We start from the raw sequence: 14,520 nt of genomic DNA, 5'->3' as shown, positions 1-14,520 counted from the left end.
CTCGAGCGGCGGCGACCCGGCCCGTCAGCGTCTGGCCGCCCCGGCGACCCCGGCTCGGCCGCTCACGCCGTCGGCGGAGGGCCCAGCAGTTCGATGCCGTTGCGGGCTGCGGCGTGCCCGAGCGCTGCCGGGTCGATCGGCGCAGGGTCGGGCAGCCGGCGGTGCGGAGCCGGTACGCCTGCTTCCGCGGCGAACCGCTCGAACCCGGCCGGGGTGGTGATCTGGAGCGCGCGCAACGGCTCGTCCGGGCCGACCACGAACGTGTGCGCCAGGCCCACCGGCAGCAGGACGAAGTCGCCGGGGCCGGCGGTGAGCGTCTCGCCGTCGCAGTGAAACCGGGCGGTGCCGGAGAGCAGGTAGAACATCTCGTCCTCGACCTGATGGCGGTGCAGGGGCGGGGCGAAGCCCGGCGGGTTCACGAACTCGGCGACGGTGAGGCGGTCCTGGGTGTGCCGGCCACCGGCCTTCAACGTGCACAGGTTGCCGAGGAACCAGTACGCCTCGCCGTCGTCGGGGCCGAGCAGGTAGGGGCGGACGGACATGGGTGGCCTCCGATTTCAGTGAATGTGAGAACATTCGATAGCCAGGAGTCTAGTGAATAGATTGTTAGTATCGCGAGGTCATGGCTGGAGTCAAGGACGGCAAGTCGACGCGCCCCTACCGCTCGGCGGTGCGCGAGGAGAGCGCCCGGCGTACCCGTCAGGCGGTCGTGCGGGCGGCGACCGACCTGTTCGTGACGCGCGGCTACGCGGCGACGTCACTGGCCGACGTGGCCGCCGAGGCGGGCGTCGCCCGGCCCACCGTGTTCGCCGCATTCGGCTCCAAGGCCGCCCTGCTGCGCCAGGTGCTCGACGAGGCGCTCGCCGGTGACGACGAGCCGGTGCCGGTGGCGCGCCGCCCCTGGTTCCAGCCGGTCTGGGAGGCGTCCGACCAGGGCGCGGTGCTCGACGCGTACGCCGGGGTCTGCACGCTGATCGGCCACCGCGCGGCCGGCGCCTTCGAGACGGTCCGCCGCGCGGCGGACGAGGCGCCCGAGGTGGCCGAACTGTGGGAGACGCTGCTGCGCAACCGCCGCGCGGGCGCCGCCATGGTGGTCGACCGGCTGCTCACCCTGGACGGCCCGCTCCGGCCGGACGCGGGCACCGACCGCGCGGTCGACGCGCTGTGGTTCTACAACGACCCGGCGCACTACGCGGCGCTGGTGCAGCGGTGCGGGTGGACGGAGGAGAGTTTCCGGCAGTGGCTCGCCGTCCGGATGCGCGACGCGCTGCTGGGGGCGTGAACGCCGGACGGCGTCCGCGACCGGGCGGGTCTAGGGTCGGGAGCATGGAATTCCGTCACCTGGGCCGCTCCGGCCTGATGGTCAGCGAGATCTCGTACGGCAACTGGATCACCCACGGCTCGCAGGTCGAGGAGGACGCGGCGGTCGCGTGCGTCCGCGCCGCGATCGACAGCGGCATCACCACCTTCGACACCGCCGACGTGTACGCGGGCACCCGCGCCGAGTCGGTGCTCGGCCGCGCGCTCAAGGGCGAGCGTCGCGAAGGGCTGGAGATCTTCACGAAGGTCTACTGGCCGACCGGTCCCGGCCGCAACGACAGGGGTCTGTCCCGCAAGCACATCATGGAATCGATCGACGGCTCGCTGCGCCGCCTCCAGACCGACCACGTGGACCTGTACCAGGCCCACCGCTACGACTACAGCACTCCGCTGGAGGAGACGATGGAGGCCTTCGCCGACGTCGTACGCTCCGGCAAGGCGCACTACATCGGCGTCTCCGAGTGGAAGGCGTCCCAGCTGCGCGAGGCGCACGCGCTCGCCCGTGAGCTGCGCATCTCGCTGATCTCGAACCAGCCGCAGTACTCGATGCTGTGGCGGGTCATCGAGACCGAGGTGATCCCCACCAGCGAGGAGCTGGGCATCGGCCAGATCGTCTGGTCGCCGATGGCCCAGGGTGTGCTGTCCGGCAAGTACCTGCCGGGCCAGCCGCCGCCCGCGGGCTCCCGCGCCACCGACGAGAAGTCCGGCGCCGGGTTCATCGCCCGGTTCATGACCGACGACGTGCTCACCCGCGTGCAGCGGCTCAAGCCGCTGGCCGAGCAGGCCGGGCTGACCATGCCGCAGCTCGCCGTCGCCTGGGTGCTCCAGAACCCGAACGTCTCCTCGGCGATCGTCGGCGCGTCCCGGCCGGAGCAGGTGCACGACAACGTGAAGGCGGCGGGCGTGAAGCTCGACGCCGACCTGCTCAAGGCGATCGACGAGATCGTCGAGCCGGTCACCGAGCGGGATCCGGCGAAGACCGAGAGCCCGGCTCAGCGCCCGTGACGTCGCGTCGTTCCCGGGCCGGCTCGGACCGGCCCGGGAACGACCGGGCCGGCTACTCCCAGAAGCGGATCAGGGCGTAGCCGATCTGGTACAGCTCGCGCGGCAGGCCGAGCGCGTCGCCGACGGCGAAGACCGCGCCGAAGAACACCCGGTTGATCTGCGGGCTCCACAGCAGCGCGAAGAGCAGAATGAAGCCGTACGGGGCGAACAGGTCGTACATCCGCCGGTAGGCGGGGCTGAGCCAGGGCTGGAGCATGTTGCCGCCGTCCAGGCCCGGCACCGGCAGCAGGTTGAGCACGCTGGCGGTGAGCTGGAGGAACGCGAGCAGCCCGACGCCGGCCCAGAACTCCAGCGGCCCGCCCAGTTCCGGCCCCCACGCCACCGCCGCGACCAGCACCAGCGTGAACAGCACGTTCGTCGCCGGCCCGGCCAGGCTGACCAGCGTGTGCCGCAGCCGGCCGGGGATCGCGTGCCGGTCCACCCAGACCGCGCCGCCGGGCAGGCCGATGCCGCCGAGCAGCACCACGACCACCGGCAGCACGATCGACAGCAGCGGGCTGGTGTACTTCAGCGGGTTGAGCGTGAGATAGCCGCGGTGCGCGATGTCCCGGTCACCGGACCGGTACGCGACCACGGCGTGCGCGTACTCGTGCAGGCACAGCGAGACCAGCCAGCCCGAGACGACGAAGAGGAACACGTCGAAGCCGACGTTGCCGTACCGGTTCCAGGTCATCACCCCGGAGGCGACGAAGAGTGCCACCAGGGCCAGGAAGATCGGGCTGGGCCGGAACGCCGCCCGGGGCACGCCGAGGATCAGCGGCTCGCCCGGGCGGTCGTAGCCCGTCATTCGGCCGGGGGTTGCAGGCTCATCCGGTAGTCCACCCGGTCGTCCTCGACCAGCACGACTGTGGTGACGCCGGATGCCGCGAGCTCCCGCCAGGCCTGGCCGATCCACGACTCGGCGTCCGCCTGGCTCGGGAACGACTCGGCCGGCCCGTCGGCCGCGTCGCCGTTCGTGCCCTCGTACCGCCAGCTCCACGCCATGCCGCGTCTCCCCTCGCCGCCGTCGTCCCGTGGGACGCCAAACCTCCGCAAGCCTAGTCGGCCCCGCCGACGACGGCCCGCCACCACATGGATCATGCCCACCCCCACCGCCGGGCCGCACCCGCGATCTTGCGGTTAGTGCCCCGACAGAGCGGTCATTCCCGGCATCCCGGGGGCCACAAGTGCAAGATCAGCGCCGCGAGAGGGCGGGGCGCGGGCGGGGAGGGGCGAGCTGCCCGGAACGCGGGCGGGCGAACTAAGGTACGGGCATGTCCGTTGACGGGTGGCACACCCTCCTGGTGCTCGGCGGTATCCGCTCCGGCAAGTCCGAGTTCGCCGAGTCTCTGGTCGCCGACGCGCCCACGGTCCGGTACGTGGCCACCGCCCCGGCCGGGGATCCGGAGGACACCGAGTGGGCGACCCGCCTCGCGGCGCACCGCGCCCGCCGCCCGGGGAGCTGGAGCACCGAGGAGACCGCGGCGGATCCGGGCCGGCTGGTCGAGGTGATCGCCGCCGCCGGGCCGAACGAGACGCTTCTCGTGGACGACCTGGGCGGCTGGGTGACGGTGCTGCTCGACCCGGCCCACCAGCCGGCCGACGACACCGCGACGATCGCCGAGCTGGCAGCGGCGGTGCGCTCCAGCACGGCCCGGCTGGTGCTGGTGAGCCCCGAGGTGGGCCTGTCCCTGGTGCCCACCACGCCCCTGGGCCGGGCGTTCACCGACGCGCTCGGCGCGACCAACCGCGCGGTCGCCGACGCCTGCGACGCGGTCGCGCTCGTGGTGGCCGGTCAGACGGCGTGGCTGAAGCCGGCCACTTCGGCCCCCGCGCACGCCGTGCCGCCCGCGGCCACGTCGCCCGAGACCGAGCCCGGCCGCGCCGCCGCGCCCCATCACGCGGCGGCCCAGGCCGTACCGGCCGACCTCGGGGCCGGGGACGTGACGCTGCCCGAGGTGCTCACCCCGGCCGCCGCCCCGGTGCCCGCCCCGGCCACATCCGACGAGCCCGGTACGGGCGACTGGGCCGCCCCCACCATGGCGCTGCCGATGATCGCCACCGGCCTGGTCATCCAGCCGGGCATGGAACTGCCGATGCCCGACGACTACACCGGGCCGCAGGCGGTCGACCGGCTCGCCACCCTCGACATCCCCGGCGCCGGTCTCGGCGTGCTGGAGCAGGTGGTCGGCTTCGCGGCCGCCACCCAGGGCACCTCGACGCCGCGTCCGTGGGACTCGGTGCGCGTCCTGCTGATCCAGGGCGACCACGAGGGCGGCGCGTCGGCCGGCGCGACGCCCGGTGAGTCGGCGCGCCGCGCCCGGCAGGCCCGCGCCGGCCGGGGCGCACTGGCCCGGCTCGCCGCCGAGAACCGGGCCGGCCTGCAGATCGTCGAGGCGCCCGTCGCGGCGCCGATGGAGGACGGCCCGGCCCTGTCCGCCGACGAGGTCGAGGCGGCGCTGCGCTACGGCTGGCGGCTCGCCGAGCAGGCCGCCGACGCGGGGGTGCAGCTGCTGGTGCTCGCCGCGTGCGGTGCGGGGGCCGAGGCCGCCGCCGCGGCGGTACTCGCGGCCACCGCTGGCGCGGAGCCGCCGACGGTGCTCGGCCGGGTGGTCACCGAGCAGGGCGAGATCGACGACACCGCCTGGATGGTCCGCTGCGCGGCGGTGCGGGACGCGCTCCACCGCACCCGGCGCTCCGCCCGGGAGGCCAAGGACGTCCTGGCCGAGCTGGGCGGCGGCGACATCGCGCTGGCCACCGGCGTACTGCTGGGCGCCACCGCCCGCAAGGTGCCGGTGCTGCTGGACGGGCCGGTCGGCACCGCCGCCGCCATGGTCAGCCGCGACCTGGCCGGGCAGGCCCGGCACTGGTGCCTGCTGCCCGACCACGGCGGCCGTCCGGGCGTACGGCTCGCCGCCGACGTGCTCGGTCTGACCCCGCTGGTGGACCTGCGGCTCGACCTGGGCGAGGGGGCGACCGCGCTGGCCGCGCTGCCGCTGCTGCGCTCCGCGTTGACGCTCGCCGCCACGCTGCCGGTGCACCCGTCGCTGGGCGGCCCCGACCACAGCAGCATCGACGACGACAGCGGCACCGACGACACCGCCGGCGACCGCACCGGCACCGGCACCGGCACCGGCGAGCCCACCGGCGACGACGAACCGGACTTCGCCGAGCCGGAGCCGGCCGGGCCGGGACCGACCACGATCGGGTCGGACGAGCCGGTCTCCCCCGGCCGACGTGCCGACTGAGGCGCGGCTCGCCGACGGCATCCGGCTGGCGCTCACCACGTTCACCACCCTCCCGGTACGCGCCGGACGGGTCGACCGGGCCGCCGCGGGCATCGCGATGGCGCTCGCGCCGCTGGTCGGGGCGCTGCTCGGCGCCGTACTCGGCGGGGTGCTGCTGCTCACCGGCGCGCTCGCGCCACCGCTCGTCGCCGCGGTGGTCACAGTGGGGCTGGGCGCGCTGCTCACCCGGGGCCTGCACCTGGACGGGCTGGCCGACACCGTCGACGCGCTCGGCTCGTACCGGCGTGGTCCGGCCGCGCTGGAGATCATGAAGCAGCCGGACGTCGGCCCGTTCGGGGTGGTCGCGCTCGTGGTCGTACTCCTGCTCCAGAGCGCGGTGCTCGCGGAGTTGGCCGGCCGGGACGCGCTCGCCGCGTTCGCCGCCGTGGTCGCCGCGACCGCGGCCGGGCGGCTGGCCGTCGGCCTGGCCTGCCGGCGCGGCGTGCCGGCCGCGCGGCCGGAGGGCCTGGGCGCGCTCGTCGCCGGCACTGTCGGGTGGACCGCGCTGACGCTCGGCGCGGTCGCCGTCGCGCTGGCGGCGGTGCCCGCGGTGCCGGACCGTCCGTGGCAGGGGCCGCTCGCCGTCCTCGCCGCGCTCGCCGTCGCGGCCGGGCTGCTGCGGCACCTGGTACGCCGCTTCGGCGGCATCACCGGCGACGTGCTCGGAGCGCTCGTGGAGATCGTCACCACGCTGTCCTACCTGGGACTGGTGCTGACCGGCTGAGCGTCACCGGTCCGGGCGGGTAGCGTTCGGGGCGAGTGCACCGGCGCGGTCGAGGGGGACGGCATGCTCATCACGGACGACTTCCTGCCGGTACCGGTGCCCGAGTCGCTCGACGCGACGTACCTGGTACCGATCACCGGGCTGCCCAAGGTGAGCCCGAAGACAGCCGTGGAAGGGCTGGCCGGCCGGCTCTCCGAGCCGGTGCACGGGCTGGCCAAGCAGATGCTCGACAGTCCGCTGATGACCGTGGACACCCGCACCGTGGACGAGTTCCCCGAGCTGCCGCCGGACCTGCTCACCGCGTTCGGCGCCACCGAGGAGCAGCTGGCCCGGCTGGCCGCCGCCACCCACCTGGTGGTGGTGCAGGCCGAGTACCGGCCGGGCTGGCCGCCCGCGCACGAGTGGGCCGCCCGCGCCGTGGCCGCGGCGGTGGCCGAGACGGTCGGCGGGGACGTGGTGGACGTCTTCGGGCTCCAGTTCCTCGACCCGGCGGCGGCGCTGCGCTCGCTGCCCGACGAGCAGGGCCGGATCCGGCTCGTCGACTGGGTGCTGGTGCCCTACTCCTCGGATTCCGACGGGCTCTGGTTCACCACGAAGGGACTGCGCCGGTTCGGGTTGCTGGAGTTGCAGGCCCAGGGCGTACCGGACCACCTGACCCGGGCGTGGGGCGCGGTGATGACGGGCGCGGCCCGGCGGCTGCTGCGGGACTGGACCGACGGGCTGGCAGGCGAGGAGGTGCCGGCGTTCGTACAGCTTCCGGTGCTGGCCACGGTGACCGGGCACGACATCGCCGTGGCGTACGGCAATCCGGAGCAGCACGGCGCGACCGCGCCGGTGCTGCTGCGGCTGGAGCTGGACCCGGCCACCGACCCGGACGCCGACTCGTTCCTGAGCCTCAACCCGCCGCCCGGGCATCCGGGTCCGCCCGGCCGCTACTTCGCCGCCGCCTGCGCGACGCTGTTCAACGGCATCCAGCCGGACGTGCGCTACACCCGCACCGGGGACGCGATGAGCCGCGCGGTGGAGACCGCCCGAGAGGCGCTCGGCGACATCCGGGCCCGGTTCCTGGCCGGGCGGCTGCCCGAGGAGAGCCAGCTCGTGGTCAAGTACGGCCTGCCCGGCGACGACGGCCCCGAGTACGTCTGGGCCGGAGTGACCTCGTGGGACACCCCGGAACGGATCGTCGGCGCCAGCGCCAGCGACGCCAACACCGACCCGGGCGTGCGGATCGGCTCGCCGGTGGTGGTGGAGGCGTCGGACGTGGTCGACTGGGCCGTGCTGGACGGCACCGGCGTACTGGAGGGCGGCTGGACGCAGGCAGTCCTCGACGCCGGGGAGCGCGGCGAGGACTGACCCGCGCGGTTCAGCGCACCGAGGGCTTGACGAACGGCGGCCTGGTCAGGCGCATCCGGGCACGGCGGCCCCGGATGTCCACCTCCAGCTCGTCGCCGTCGGCCAGCTTCGGGTCGGTGTCGACCAGCGCCAGCGCGACGCCGTGCTTGAGCGTCGGGCTGAACGTGCCGCTGGTGACGGTGCCGACCTGCCGGTCGCCCGCGTACACGGCCATGCCGGGGCGCGGGATGGCCCGGTCGACGGCGGTGAGGCCGCGCAGCGTACGGGCCGGGCCGGCGGCCTTCTCGGCGCGCAGCGCGTCGCGGCCCCAGAACGCTGGCTTGTCCCAGCCGACCGCCCAGCCGGAGCGGCCCTGCACCGGGGTGATCTCCGGGGACAGGTCCTGCCCGTGCAGCGGGTAGCCCATCTCGGTGCGCAGCGTGTCCCGGGCGGCCAGGCCGCAGGCGCGTACGTCGTCTGCGGCGGCGAAAAGCGCGTCCCAGACGGCGACCGCGTGCTCGGACGCCACGACCAGCTCGTAGCCCAGCTCGCCGGTGTAGCCGGTGCGGCACACGGTCAGCTCCACCCCGTCGAGCGTGGCGGTGGAGAAGCTCATGTAGTCGTGCCCGGTGGGCAGGCCGAGCGCGCCCAGCAACTCAGCCGAGCGCGGTCCCTGCACGGCGAGCACCGCGTACGCCTCGTGCTCGTCGGTTACTGTGACGCCCTCGGGCGCGGCGGCGCGCAGCCGGCGGGCCACCTCGGCGGTGTTGGCCGCGTTGGGCACCAGGAAGACGTGGTCGTCGGCGTGCAGGTAGGCGATGATGTCGTCCACCACGCCGCCGGTGGCGTCGTCGCAGCAGAGCGTGTACTGCGCCTGGCCGGGTGTGATCCGGCCGAGGTCGTTGGTGAGGCAGGCGTTGACGAAGTCCGCCGCGCCCGGCCCGGTGACCCGGATCTTGCCCAGGTGCGAGACGTCGAACACGCCGACACCCTCGCGGACTGCCGTGTGCTCCTTGAGCACGCCGCCACCGGCGTACTCCAGGGGCATCTGCCAGCCCCCGAAGGGGGCGAACTTCGCGCCGAGCGCGGTGTGCCGCTCGTGCAGCGGGGATCGGCGCAGCCGGGTCTCGGCGGCGTCGGAGGTCACCTCGGTCATGGGTGGCAACTTACCGGCCCGGACCGCTGTGGTTAGCATCGGCGGGATCCCGTCGGCACGCATCGGCGGGACAGCCACGCCTCCCGGCGGGTAGGTTGCCGCCGGAGAGACCTTCATCGCCGGTACGCGACGACGCGGCCGGCCCGGCCCGCCCGGAGTAGCTTTCGTGACATCGCCCCGCACCACCCTCAGCCTGGTCGACACCGACCCCGCCGAACTCGCCGTCGACGCGATCGTGATCGGCGTGCACAGCCAGACCACCGAGCCGGGCAACGGCGCACCCGCCCACGCCCTGCTGCTGGCCACCGGCGGGGAGAGCATCGCCGCCGCGTTCGACGGAAAGCTGACCGAGACGCTGGCCCTGCTCGGCGCGACCGGTGGCCCGGGCGAGGTGATCAAGCTGGCCACGCTGGGTACCGTGACCGCGCCGCTGGTCGTGGCGGTCGGCCTCGGCTCGGAGCCCTCGGGCGCCGCTCCGGCCCCGGAGTCGCTGCGCCGGGCCGCCGGTGCCGCGGTGCGGGCGCTGGCCGGTGCCCCGCGCGTCGCCCTGGCCCTGCCTCTGCCCGACGACGCCGACGCCGCGGCCGCGCTGCGCGCGGTCGCCGAGGGCGCGCTGCTGGGCGGCTACCGGTTCGCCGGCTACAAGACCAAGCCGCAGCCGGCCCGGCGCGAGCCGGTGGCCGAGGTGCTGGTGGCGGTGCCGGACGCGGCCGACGCGACCGCCCAGGCCGAGATCGCGCGGGCACAGGCGGTGGCCGGTGCGGTGCGGACCAGCCGGGACTGGATCAACACCGCCCCGAACGACCTGCGTCCCCCGGCGTTCGCCGACGTCGTCTCCGCCGCCGCCCGCGAGGCGGGGCTGGAGGTCGAGGTGCTGGACGAGGCGGCGCTGAAGGCCGGCGGCTACGGCGGCATCCTCGCCGTCGGCCAGGGCTCCGAGGCCCCGCCGCGGCTGGTGAAGCTCACCTACACGCCCGCCGGTGGTGGCAACGGCAAGCGGGTCGCGCTGGTCGGCAAGGGCATCACGTTCGACACCGGCGGCATCTCGATCAAGCCGGCGCAGGGCATGTGGGAGATGAAGTCGGACATGGCCGGCGCGGCGGCGGTCGGCGCGGCCATGCTGGCGGTCGCGGCGCTCAAGCCGTCGGTCACCGTCACCGGCTACCTGCCGATGGCGGAGAACATGCCGTCGGGCACCAGCTACCGGCCGGGTGACGTGATCAGCATGTTCAACGGCAAGAAGGTGGAGGTGCTCAACACCGACGCCGAGGGCCGGATGGTGCTTGCCGACGCGATGGCGCGGGCCTGCGCGGACGGCGCGGACTACCTGTTCGAGACCTCCACGCTGACCGGCGGCCAGGTGATCGCGCTGGGCAAGCGGATCGCCGGTGTGATGGGCACCCCGGAGCTGTGCGAGCGGGTGCGGGTGGCCGGTGACGCGACCGGCGAGCCGGCCTGGCCGATGCCGCTGCCCGACGACGTGCGCAAGGGCATGGAGTCGGACGTCGCGGACATCTCGCAGGTCAACGCCGGGATGGACCGGGCCGGGCACATGCTCCAGGGCGGCGTGTTCCTGCGCGAGTTCGTGACCGACGACGTGGCGTGGGCGCACATCGACATCGCCGGTCCGGGCTACCACTCGGGCGAGGCGACCGGTTACTGGACCAAGGGCGGCACCGGCGTGCCGGTGCGCACGCTCGTGCACCTGGTCGAGGACGTCGCCACCAACGGCTGACGGGTAAGGAAGGGCCCCTTCTTAACGCCTCGCGTTGTAGAAGGGGCCCTTTTTAACACCCGCGCGCAGATAGCTCAGAACAGCTCGGGGCGGCGCTTGCGGCGCTCGTTGTAGTCGCGCATGCGCTGCGGATAGCCCATCAGCCGCACGTCGTAGATCGGGATGGCGATCCGGTGCGCCCAGCGGCGTGCTTCGTCCGGCCCGCCGACACGCCGCCGGGTCCACTCGCCGTCGTCGGCGATCAGCATGATCGTGGTCTCGGTGACCGTCGTACGGGGCTCGATGTACGCCTCGACGCCCTTGCGGGTCCGGACGAAGTTCTCCAGATGGTCCAGATCGGCGCGGTCGGCGGCGCGGTCGCGGCTCGCCGGGGCCGCCCGCTTACGTCGTCGGAACAGCCCCACCGAATCCACTCCTCCCCCAGCGCCGTCATCGAAGACGGTGCCAAGGGTACGTGTCACCGACGTGTCGTTGGGCACCTCGGTACGCGCTCGGTCCGTGGTGGTGACAAGATGACCGAGGTGGGGTGTGCCTGTTACTCCGCCGTAACCCCCGATGCAGTGACGCGACCTGGGAGTTGGATGTGAGCGAGCCGAACGACACGACCTTCGACATCGTCATCCTCGGAGGTGGTAGCGGCGGCTACGCGGCGGCGCTGCGTGCCGCCCAGCTGGACCTCTCCGTCGCCCTCATCGAGAAGAGCAAGCTGGGCGGGACCTGCCTGCACAACGGGTGCATCCCGACCAAGGCGCTGCTGCACGCCGCCGAGATCGCCGACCAGACCCGCGAGTCCGAGCAATTCGGCGTGAAGGCCGAGCTGGTCGGCATCGACATGAAGGCCGTCAACTCGTACAAGGACGGCGTGATCTCCCGCCTGTACAAGGGCCTCCAGGGCCTGGTGGGCGGCAACAAGAAGATCACCTTCGTGGCGGGCGCCGGCAAGCTGGTCGGCAAGAACGTCGTCGAGGTCGACGGCAAGCGCTACACCGGCCGCAACGTCGTGCTGGCCTCCGGCTCGTACGCCAAGAGCCTGCCCGGCCTGGACGTCGACGGCGAGCGGATCATCACCAGCGACCACGCCCTGACCCTGGACCGCGTCCCGTCGTCGGCGATCGTGCTCGGCGGCGGCGTGATCGGCGTCGAGTTCGCCAGCGTCTGGAAGTCCTTCGGCGTGGACGTGACCATCGTCGAGGCGCTGCCCCGCCTGGTCGCCGCCGAGGACGAGGAGTCGTCGAAGGCGCTGGAGCGGGCGTTCCGCAAGCGGAAGATCAACTTCAAGGTCGGCAAGCCGTTCGAGAGGGTCGAGAAGACCGACAAGGGCGTGAAGCTGACCATTCAGGGCGGCGACACGGTCGAGGCCGAGCTGCTGCTGGTCGCCGTGGGCCGCGGTCCGAACACCGCCGGCCTCGGCTACGAGGAGCAGGGCGTCAAGATGGACCGCGGCTACGTGCTGACCGACGAGCGGCTGCGCACCAGCGTGCCGAACGTCTATGCGGTCGGCGACATCGTGCCCGGCCTGCAGCTCGCGCACCGCGGCTTCCAGCAGGGCATCTTCGTCGCCGAGGAGATCGCCGGGAAGAACCCGGCCGTGATCGACGAGGCCGGCATCCCGCGCGTCACCTACTGCGACCCGGAGCTGGCGTCGGTCGGCCTGACCGAGGCGAAGGCCAAGGAGCAGTACGGCGCCGACAAGATCAAGACCTACAACTACAACCTGGGCGGCAACGGCAAGAGCCAGATCCTCAAGACCGCCGGCCACGTGAAGCTGGTCCGGGTGGACGACGGCCCGGTGGTCGGCGTGCACATGGTCGGCGCCCGGGTCGGTGAGCTGATCGGCGAGGCGCAGCTCATCTACAACTGGGAGGCGTACCCGGCCGAGGTGGCGCAGCTCGTGCACGCCCACCCGACGCAGAACGAGGCTCTGGGCGAGGCGCACCTGGCCCTGGCCGGCAAGCCGCTGCACGCGCACGCCTGACACGACAACCGCGGCGTCCGGCGACGGGCGATGATCCCACCAGGGGAAAAGGAGTCTGGAGAACATGCCGGTATCGGTCACCATGCCCCGGCTCGGCGAGAGCGTCACCGAGGGCACCGTCACGCGCTGGCTCAAGCAGGAGGGTGACACCGTCGAGGTCGACGAGCCCCTGCTCGAGGTGTCGACCGACAAGGTCGACACCGAGATCCCGTCCCCCGCGGCGGGCGTGCTGAGCCGGATCGTGGTCGGCGAGGACGAGACCGCCGAGGTCGGCAGCGAGCTGGCGGTCATCGCCGGCGAGGGCGAGGACGCGGGCGCGGCTCCCACGGAGAAGGCCGAGCCGGCCACCGAGCCGACGGCCGCCGCCGAGGGCACCGGCCCCGAGCCGGAGCAGGCCCAGGAGGCCGAGGAGGCCGCCGCCGAGCCGGGCGCCGAGGCCGAGCAGCCAGCCGTCGAGGAGCCGGCCGAGCCCGCCGCGCCGTCGGTCGAGGGCACGCCGGTGACCATGCCGGCCCTGGGCGAGAGCGTCACCGAGGGTACTGTCACCCGCTGGCTCAAGCAGGTCGGCGAGACCGTCGAGGTGGACGAGCCGCTGCTGGAGGTCTCCACCGACAAGGTCGACACCGAGATCCCGTCGCCGGTCGCCGGCACGCTGCAGGAGATCAAGGTCGCCGAGGACGAGACCGCCGACGTCGGCGCCGTGCTGGCGATCGTCGGGGTGGCCGGCGCCGCGCCCGCGAAGGCGGAGCCGAAGCCCGAGCCCAAGCCGGAGCCCAAGGCCGAGGCGAAGCCCGAGCCGAAGCCGGAGCCGAAGGTCGAGGAGCCCACGCCGGGCGCGTCCTACAACGAGCCGGCCGCCGAGGCGGAGCAGGCCGCGCAGCCGGCCAAGGCCGAGCAGGCGGCCCAGCCGGCCGCGCCGGCCGCCGCGCAGCGCCCGAGCGTTCCGTCCGAGTACGGCGAGGACGCCGCCGGGTACGTGACGCCGCTGGTGCGCAAGCTCGCCGCCGAGCACGGCGTGGACCTGGGCTCGATCAAGGGAACCGGCGTGGGTGGCCGCATCCGCAAGCAGGACGTGCTGGAGGCGGCCGAGAAGGCGAAGGCCGCCAAGCCCGCGCCGGCCGCCGCCGCTGCCCCGTCCGCACCCGCCCCGGCCAAGCCGGCCGCCAAGCCGGAGCCGAGCGCCAAGCGGGGCACCACGGAGAAGCTGCCGCGGATCCGTTCGATCATCGCCAAGCGTCTCCAGCAGTCGCTGCACGAGACGGCGCAGCTGACCACCGTCGTCGAGGTCGACGTCACCAAGGTCGCCAAGCTGCGGGCGCGGGCCAAGGACTCGTTCCAGGCCAAGCACGGCGTGAAGCTGTCCTTCCTGCCGTTCTTCGCGGTGGCCGCGATCGAGGCGCTCCAGACGTACCCGATCATCCAGGCCAGCATGGACCTGGACGGCGGGACGATCACCTACCCGGGCGCCGAGCACCTGGGCATCGCGGTGGACACCGAGCGCGGGCTGCTCACGCCGGTCATCCACAACGCCGGTGACCTGAACATGGGTGGCCTGGCCAAGCGGATCGCCGACCTGGCCGAGCGCACCCGGGCCAACAAGATCACCCCGGACGAGATGGCCGGGGCGACGTTCACGCTCACCAACACCGGCAGCCGGGGCGCGCTGTTCGACACCCCGATCGTGCCGTCGCCGCAGTCGGCGATGCTCGGCACGGGTGCCGTGGTGAAGCGTCCGGTCGTGGTGAACGATGCTGAGCTGGGCGAGGTCGTGGCGATCCGCTCGATGGTCTACCTGGCTCTGTCGTACGACCACCGGCTGATCGACGGCGCCGACGCGGCCCGCTTCCTCACCGCGGTGAAGGAGCGGCTGGAGGGCGGCAACTTCGAGGCCGAGCTGGGTCTGTAGATCCGAGACGGCGAGGGGGCGCGCGGCGACATGCCGCGCGC

At 73.6% G+C, this 14,520-nt stretch carries 13 protein-coding genes; 8 read left to right on the top strand and 5 right to left on the bottom strand.

All coding sequences use genetic code 11. The annotated features are described in order from the left end of the window. Positions 1-62: 62 nt before the first annotated feature. On the bottom strand, positions 63-542 hold the full coding sequence (locus FHX31_RS06015; protein ID WP_184975406.1) for a cupin domain-containing protein: 480 nt from the start codon (positions 540-542) through the stop codon (positions 63-65). 80 nt (positions 543-622) lie between these two features. On the opposite strand from FHX31_RS06015, the gene FHX31_RS06010 reads away from it, so the two are divergent. Together FHX31_RS06010 and FHX31_RS06005 are read left to right on the top strand one after the other, a co-directional pair. Next, the gene (locus tag FHX31_RS06010; protein WP_013287720.1) at positions 623-1,282 is read left to right on the top strand and encodes a TetR/AcrR family transcriptional regulator; all 660 of its coding nucleotides are present in this window, start codon (positions 623-625) and stop codon (positions 1,280-1,282) included. Between the two features lie 44 nt (positions 1,283-1,326). Next, positions 1,327-2,325, top strand: coding sequence for an aldo/keto reductase family protein (locus tag FHX31_RS06005; RefSeq protein WP_184975403.1), 999 nt, complete (start codon positions 1,327-1,329; stop codon positions 2,323-2,325). A 52-nt stretch (positions 2,326-2,377) separates the two neighbouring features. Here the strand turns inward: FHX31_RS06005 and FHX31_RS06000 are convergent, their stop codons facing one another. Together FHX31_RS06000 and FHX31_RS05995 are read right to left on the bottom strand one after the other, a co-directional pair. Continuing rightward, complete coding sequence (locus tag FHX31_RS06000; RefSeq protein ID WP_013475714.1) at positions 2,378-3,172, bottom strand: site-2 protease family protein; 795 nt, start codon at positions 3,170-3,172, stop codon at positions 2,378-2,380. Next, entirely contained in the window at positions 3,169-3,369 is a 201-nt protein-coding gene (locus FHX31_RS05995) for a hypothetical protein (protein WP_013287723.1), read from the bottom strand. Before FHX31_RS05995 ends, FHX31_RS06000 begins: the two co-directional genes overlap by 4 nt. Before the next feature lie 269 nt (positions 3,370-3,638). Between FHX31_RS05995 and FHX31_RS05990 the strand changes: the two genes are divergently transcribed. The 3 genes from FHX31_RS05990 (at position 3,639) to FHX31_RS05980 (ending at position 7,728) form a co-directional block, all read left to right on the top strand. Then, the gene (locus FHX31_RS05990) at positions 3,639-5,612 is read left to right on the top strand and encodes a bifunctional adenosylcobinamide kinase/adenosylcobinamide-phosphate guanylyltransferase (RefSeq protein ID WP_184975401.1); all 1,974 of its coding nucleotides are present in this window, start codon (positions 3,639-3,641) and stop codon (positions 5,610-5,612) included. Continuing rightward, positions 5,602-6,375, top strand: a complete 774-nt coding sequence (gene cobS / locus FHX31_RS05985; protein WP_091331087.1) for an adenosylcobinamide-GDP ribazoletransferase — start codon at positions 5,602-5,604, stop codon at positions 6,373-6,375. The genes FHX31_RS05990 and cobS overlap by 11 nt, the downstream gene beginning before the upstream one ends. Before the next feature lie 63 nt (positions 6,376-6,438). Next, complete coding sequence (locus FHX31_RS05980; RefSeq protein ID WP_114921057.1) at positions 6,439-7,728, top strand: DUF2314 domain-containing protein; 1,290 nt, start codon at positions 6,439-6,441, stop codon at positions 7,726-7,728. A 10-nt stretch (positions 7,729-7,738) separates the two neighbouring features. On the opposite strand, the gene gcvT is transcribed toward FHX31_RS05980, so the two are convergent. Next, on the bottom strand, positions 7,739-8,863 hold the full coding sequence (gene gcvT / locus FHX31_RS05975) for a glycine cleavage system aminomethyltransferase GcvT (protein WP_184975398.1): 1,125 nt from the start codon (positions 8,861-8,863) through the stop codon (positions 7,739-7,741). Positions 8,864-9,029: 166 nt separating this feature from the next. Between gcvT and FHX31_RS05970 the strand changes: the two genes are divergently transcribed. Then, positions 9,030-10,598 carry a leucyl aminopeptidase gene (locus tag FHX31_RS05970; protein ID WP_184975395.1) on the top strand — a complete coding sequence of 523 codons (1,569 nt, stop codon included), beginning with the start codon at positions 9,030-9,032 and terminating at the stop codon, positions 10,596-10,598. A 74-nt stretch (positions 10,599-10,672) separates the two neighbouring features. On the opposite strand, the gene FHX31_RS05965 is transcribed toward FHX31_RS05970, so the two are convergent. Continuing rightward, positions 10,673-11,002, bottom strand: a complete 330-nt coding sequence (locus tag FHX31_RS05965) for a hypothetical protein (protein WP_013287729.1) — start codon at positions 11,000-11,002, stop codon at positions 10,673-10,675. Between the two features lie 179 nt (positions 11,003-11,181). On the opposite strand from FHX31_RS05965, the gene lpdA reads away from it, so the two are divergent. After that, positions 11,182-12,573 (top strand): dihydrolipoyl dehydrogenase, encoded by a 1,392-nt coding sequence (gene lpdA / locus FHX31_RS05960; protein ID WP_184975391.1) that lies wholly within the window; start codon positions 11,182-11,184, stop codon positions 12,571-12,573. A 64-nt stretch (positions 12,574-12,637) separates the two neighbouring features. Beyond that, positions 12,638-14,479 (top strand): 2-oxoglutarate dehydrogenase, E2 component, dihydrolipoamide succinyltransferase, encoded by a 1,842-nt coding sequence (gene sucB, locus FHX31_RS05955; RefSeq protein WP_184975388.1) that lies wholly within the window; start codon positions 12,638-12,640, stop codon positions 14,477-14,479. Positions 14,480-14,520 lie beyond the last annotated feature (41 nt).

It is taken from the genome of Micromonospora sp. CNZ286, assembly GCF_014207755.1.
This window is presented reverse-complemented; position numbering and strand designations above follow the sequence as displayed.

Excerpts from the sequence above, each read along its gene's own strand:
- FHX31_RS06015 (WP_184975406.1), bottom strand. The coding sequence starts at position 542 with ATGTCCGTCCGCCCCTACCTGCTCGGCCCCGACGACGGCGAGGCGTAC.
- FHX31_RS06010 (WP_013287720.1), top strand. The coding sequence starts at position 623 with ATGGCTGGAGTCAAGGACGGCAAGTCGACGCGCCCCTACCGCTCGGCG.
- FHX31_RS06005 (WP_184975403.1), top strand. The coding sequence starts at position 1,327 with ATGGAATTCCGTCACCTGGGCCGCTCCGGCCTGATGGTCAGCGAGATC.
- FHX31_RS06000 (WP_013475714.1), bottom strand. The coding sequence starts at position 3,172 with ATGACGGGCTACGACCGCCCGGGCGAGCCGCTGATCCTCGGCGTGCCC.
- FHX31_RS05995 (WP_013287723.1), bottom strand. The coding sequence starts at position 3,369 with ATGGCGTGGAGCTGGCGGTACGAGGGCACGAACGGCGACGCGGCCGAC.
- FHX31_RS05990 (WP_184975401.1), top strand. The coding sequence starts at position 3,639 with ATGTCCGTTGACGGGTGGCACACCCTCCTGGTGCTCGGCGGTATCCGC.
- FHX31_RS05980 (WP_114921057.1), top strand. The coding sequence starts at position 6,439 with ATGCTCATCACGGACGACTTCCTGCCGGTACCGGTGCCCGAGTCGCTC.
- gcvT (WP_184975398.1), bottom strand. The coding sequence starts at position 8,863 with ATGACCGAGGTGACCTCCGACGCCGCCGAGACCCGGCTGCGCCGATCC.
- sucB (WP_184975388.1), top strand. The coding sequence starts at position 12,638 with ATGCCGGTATCGGTCACCATGCCCCGGCTCGGCGAGAGCGTCACCGAG.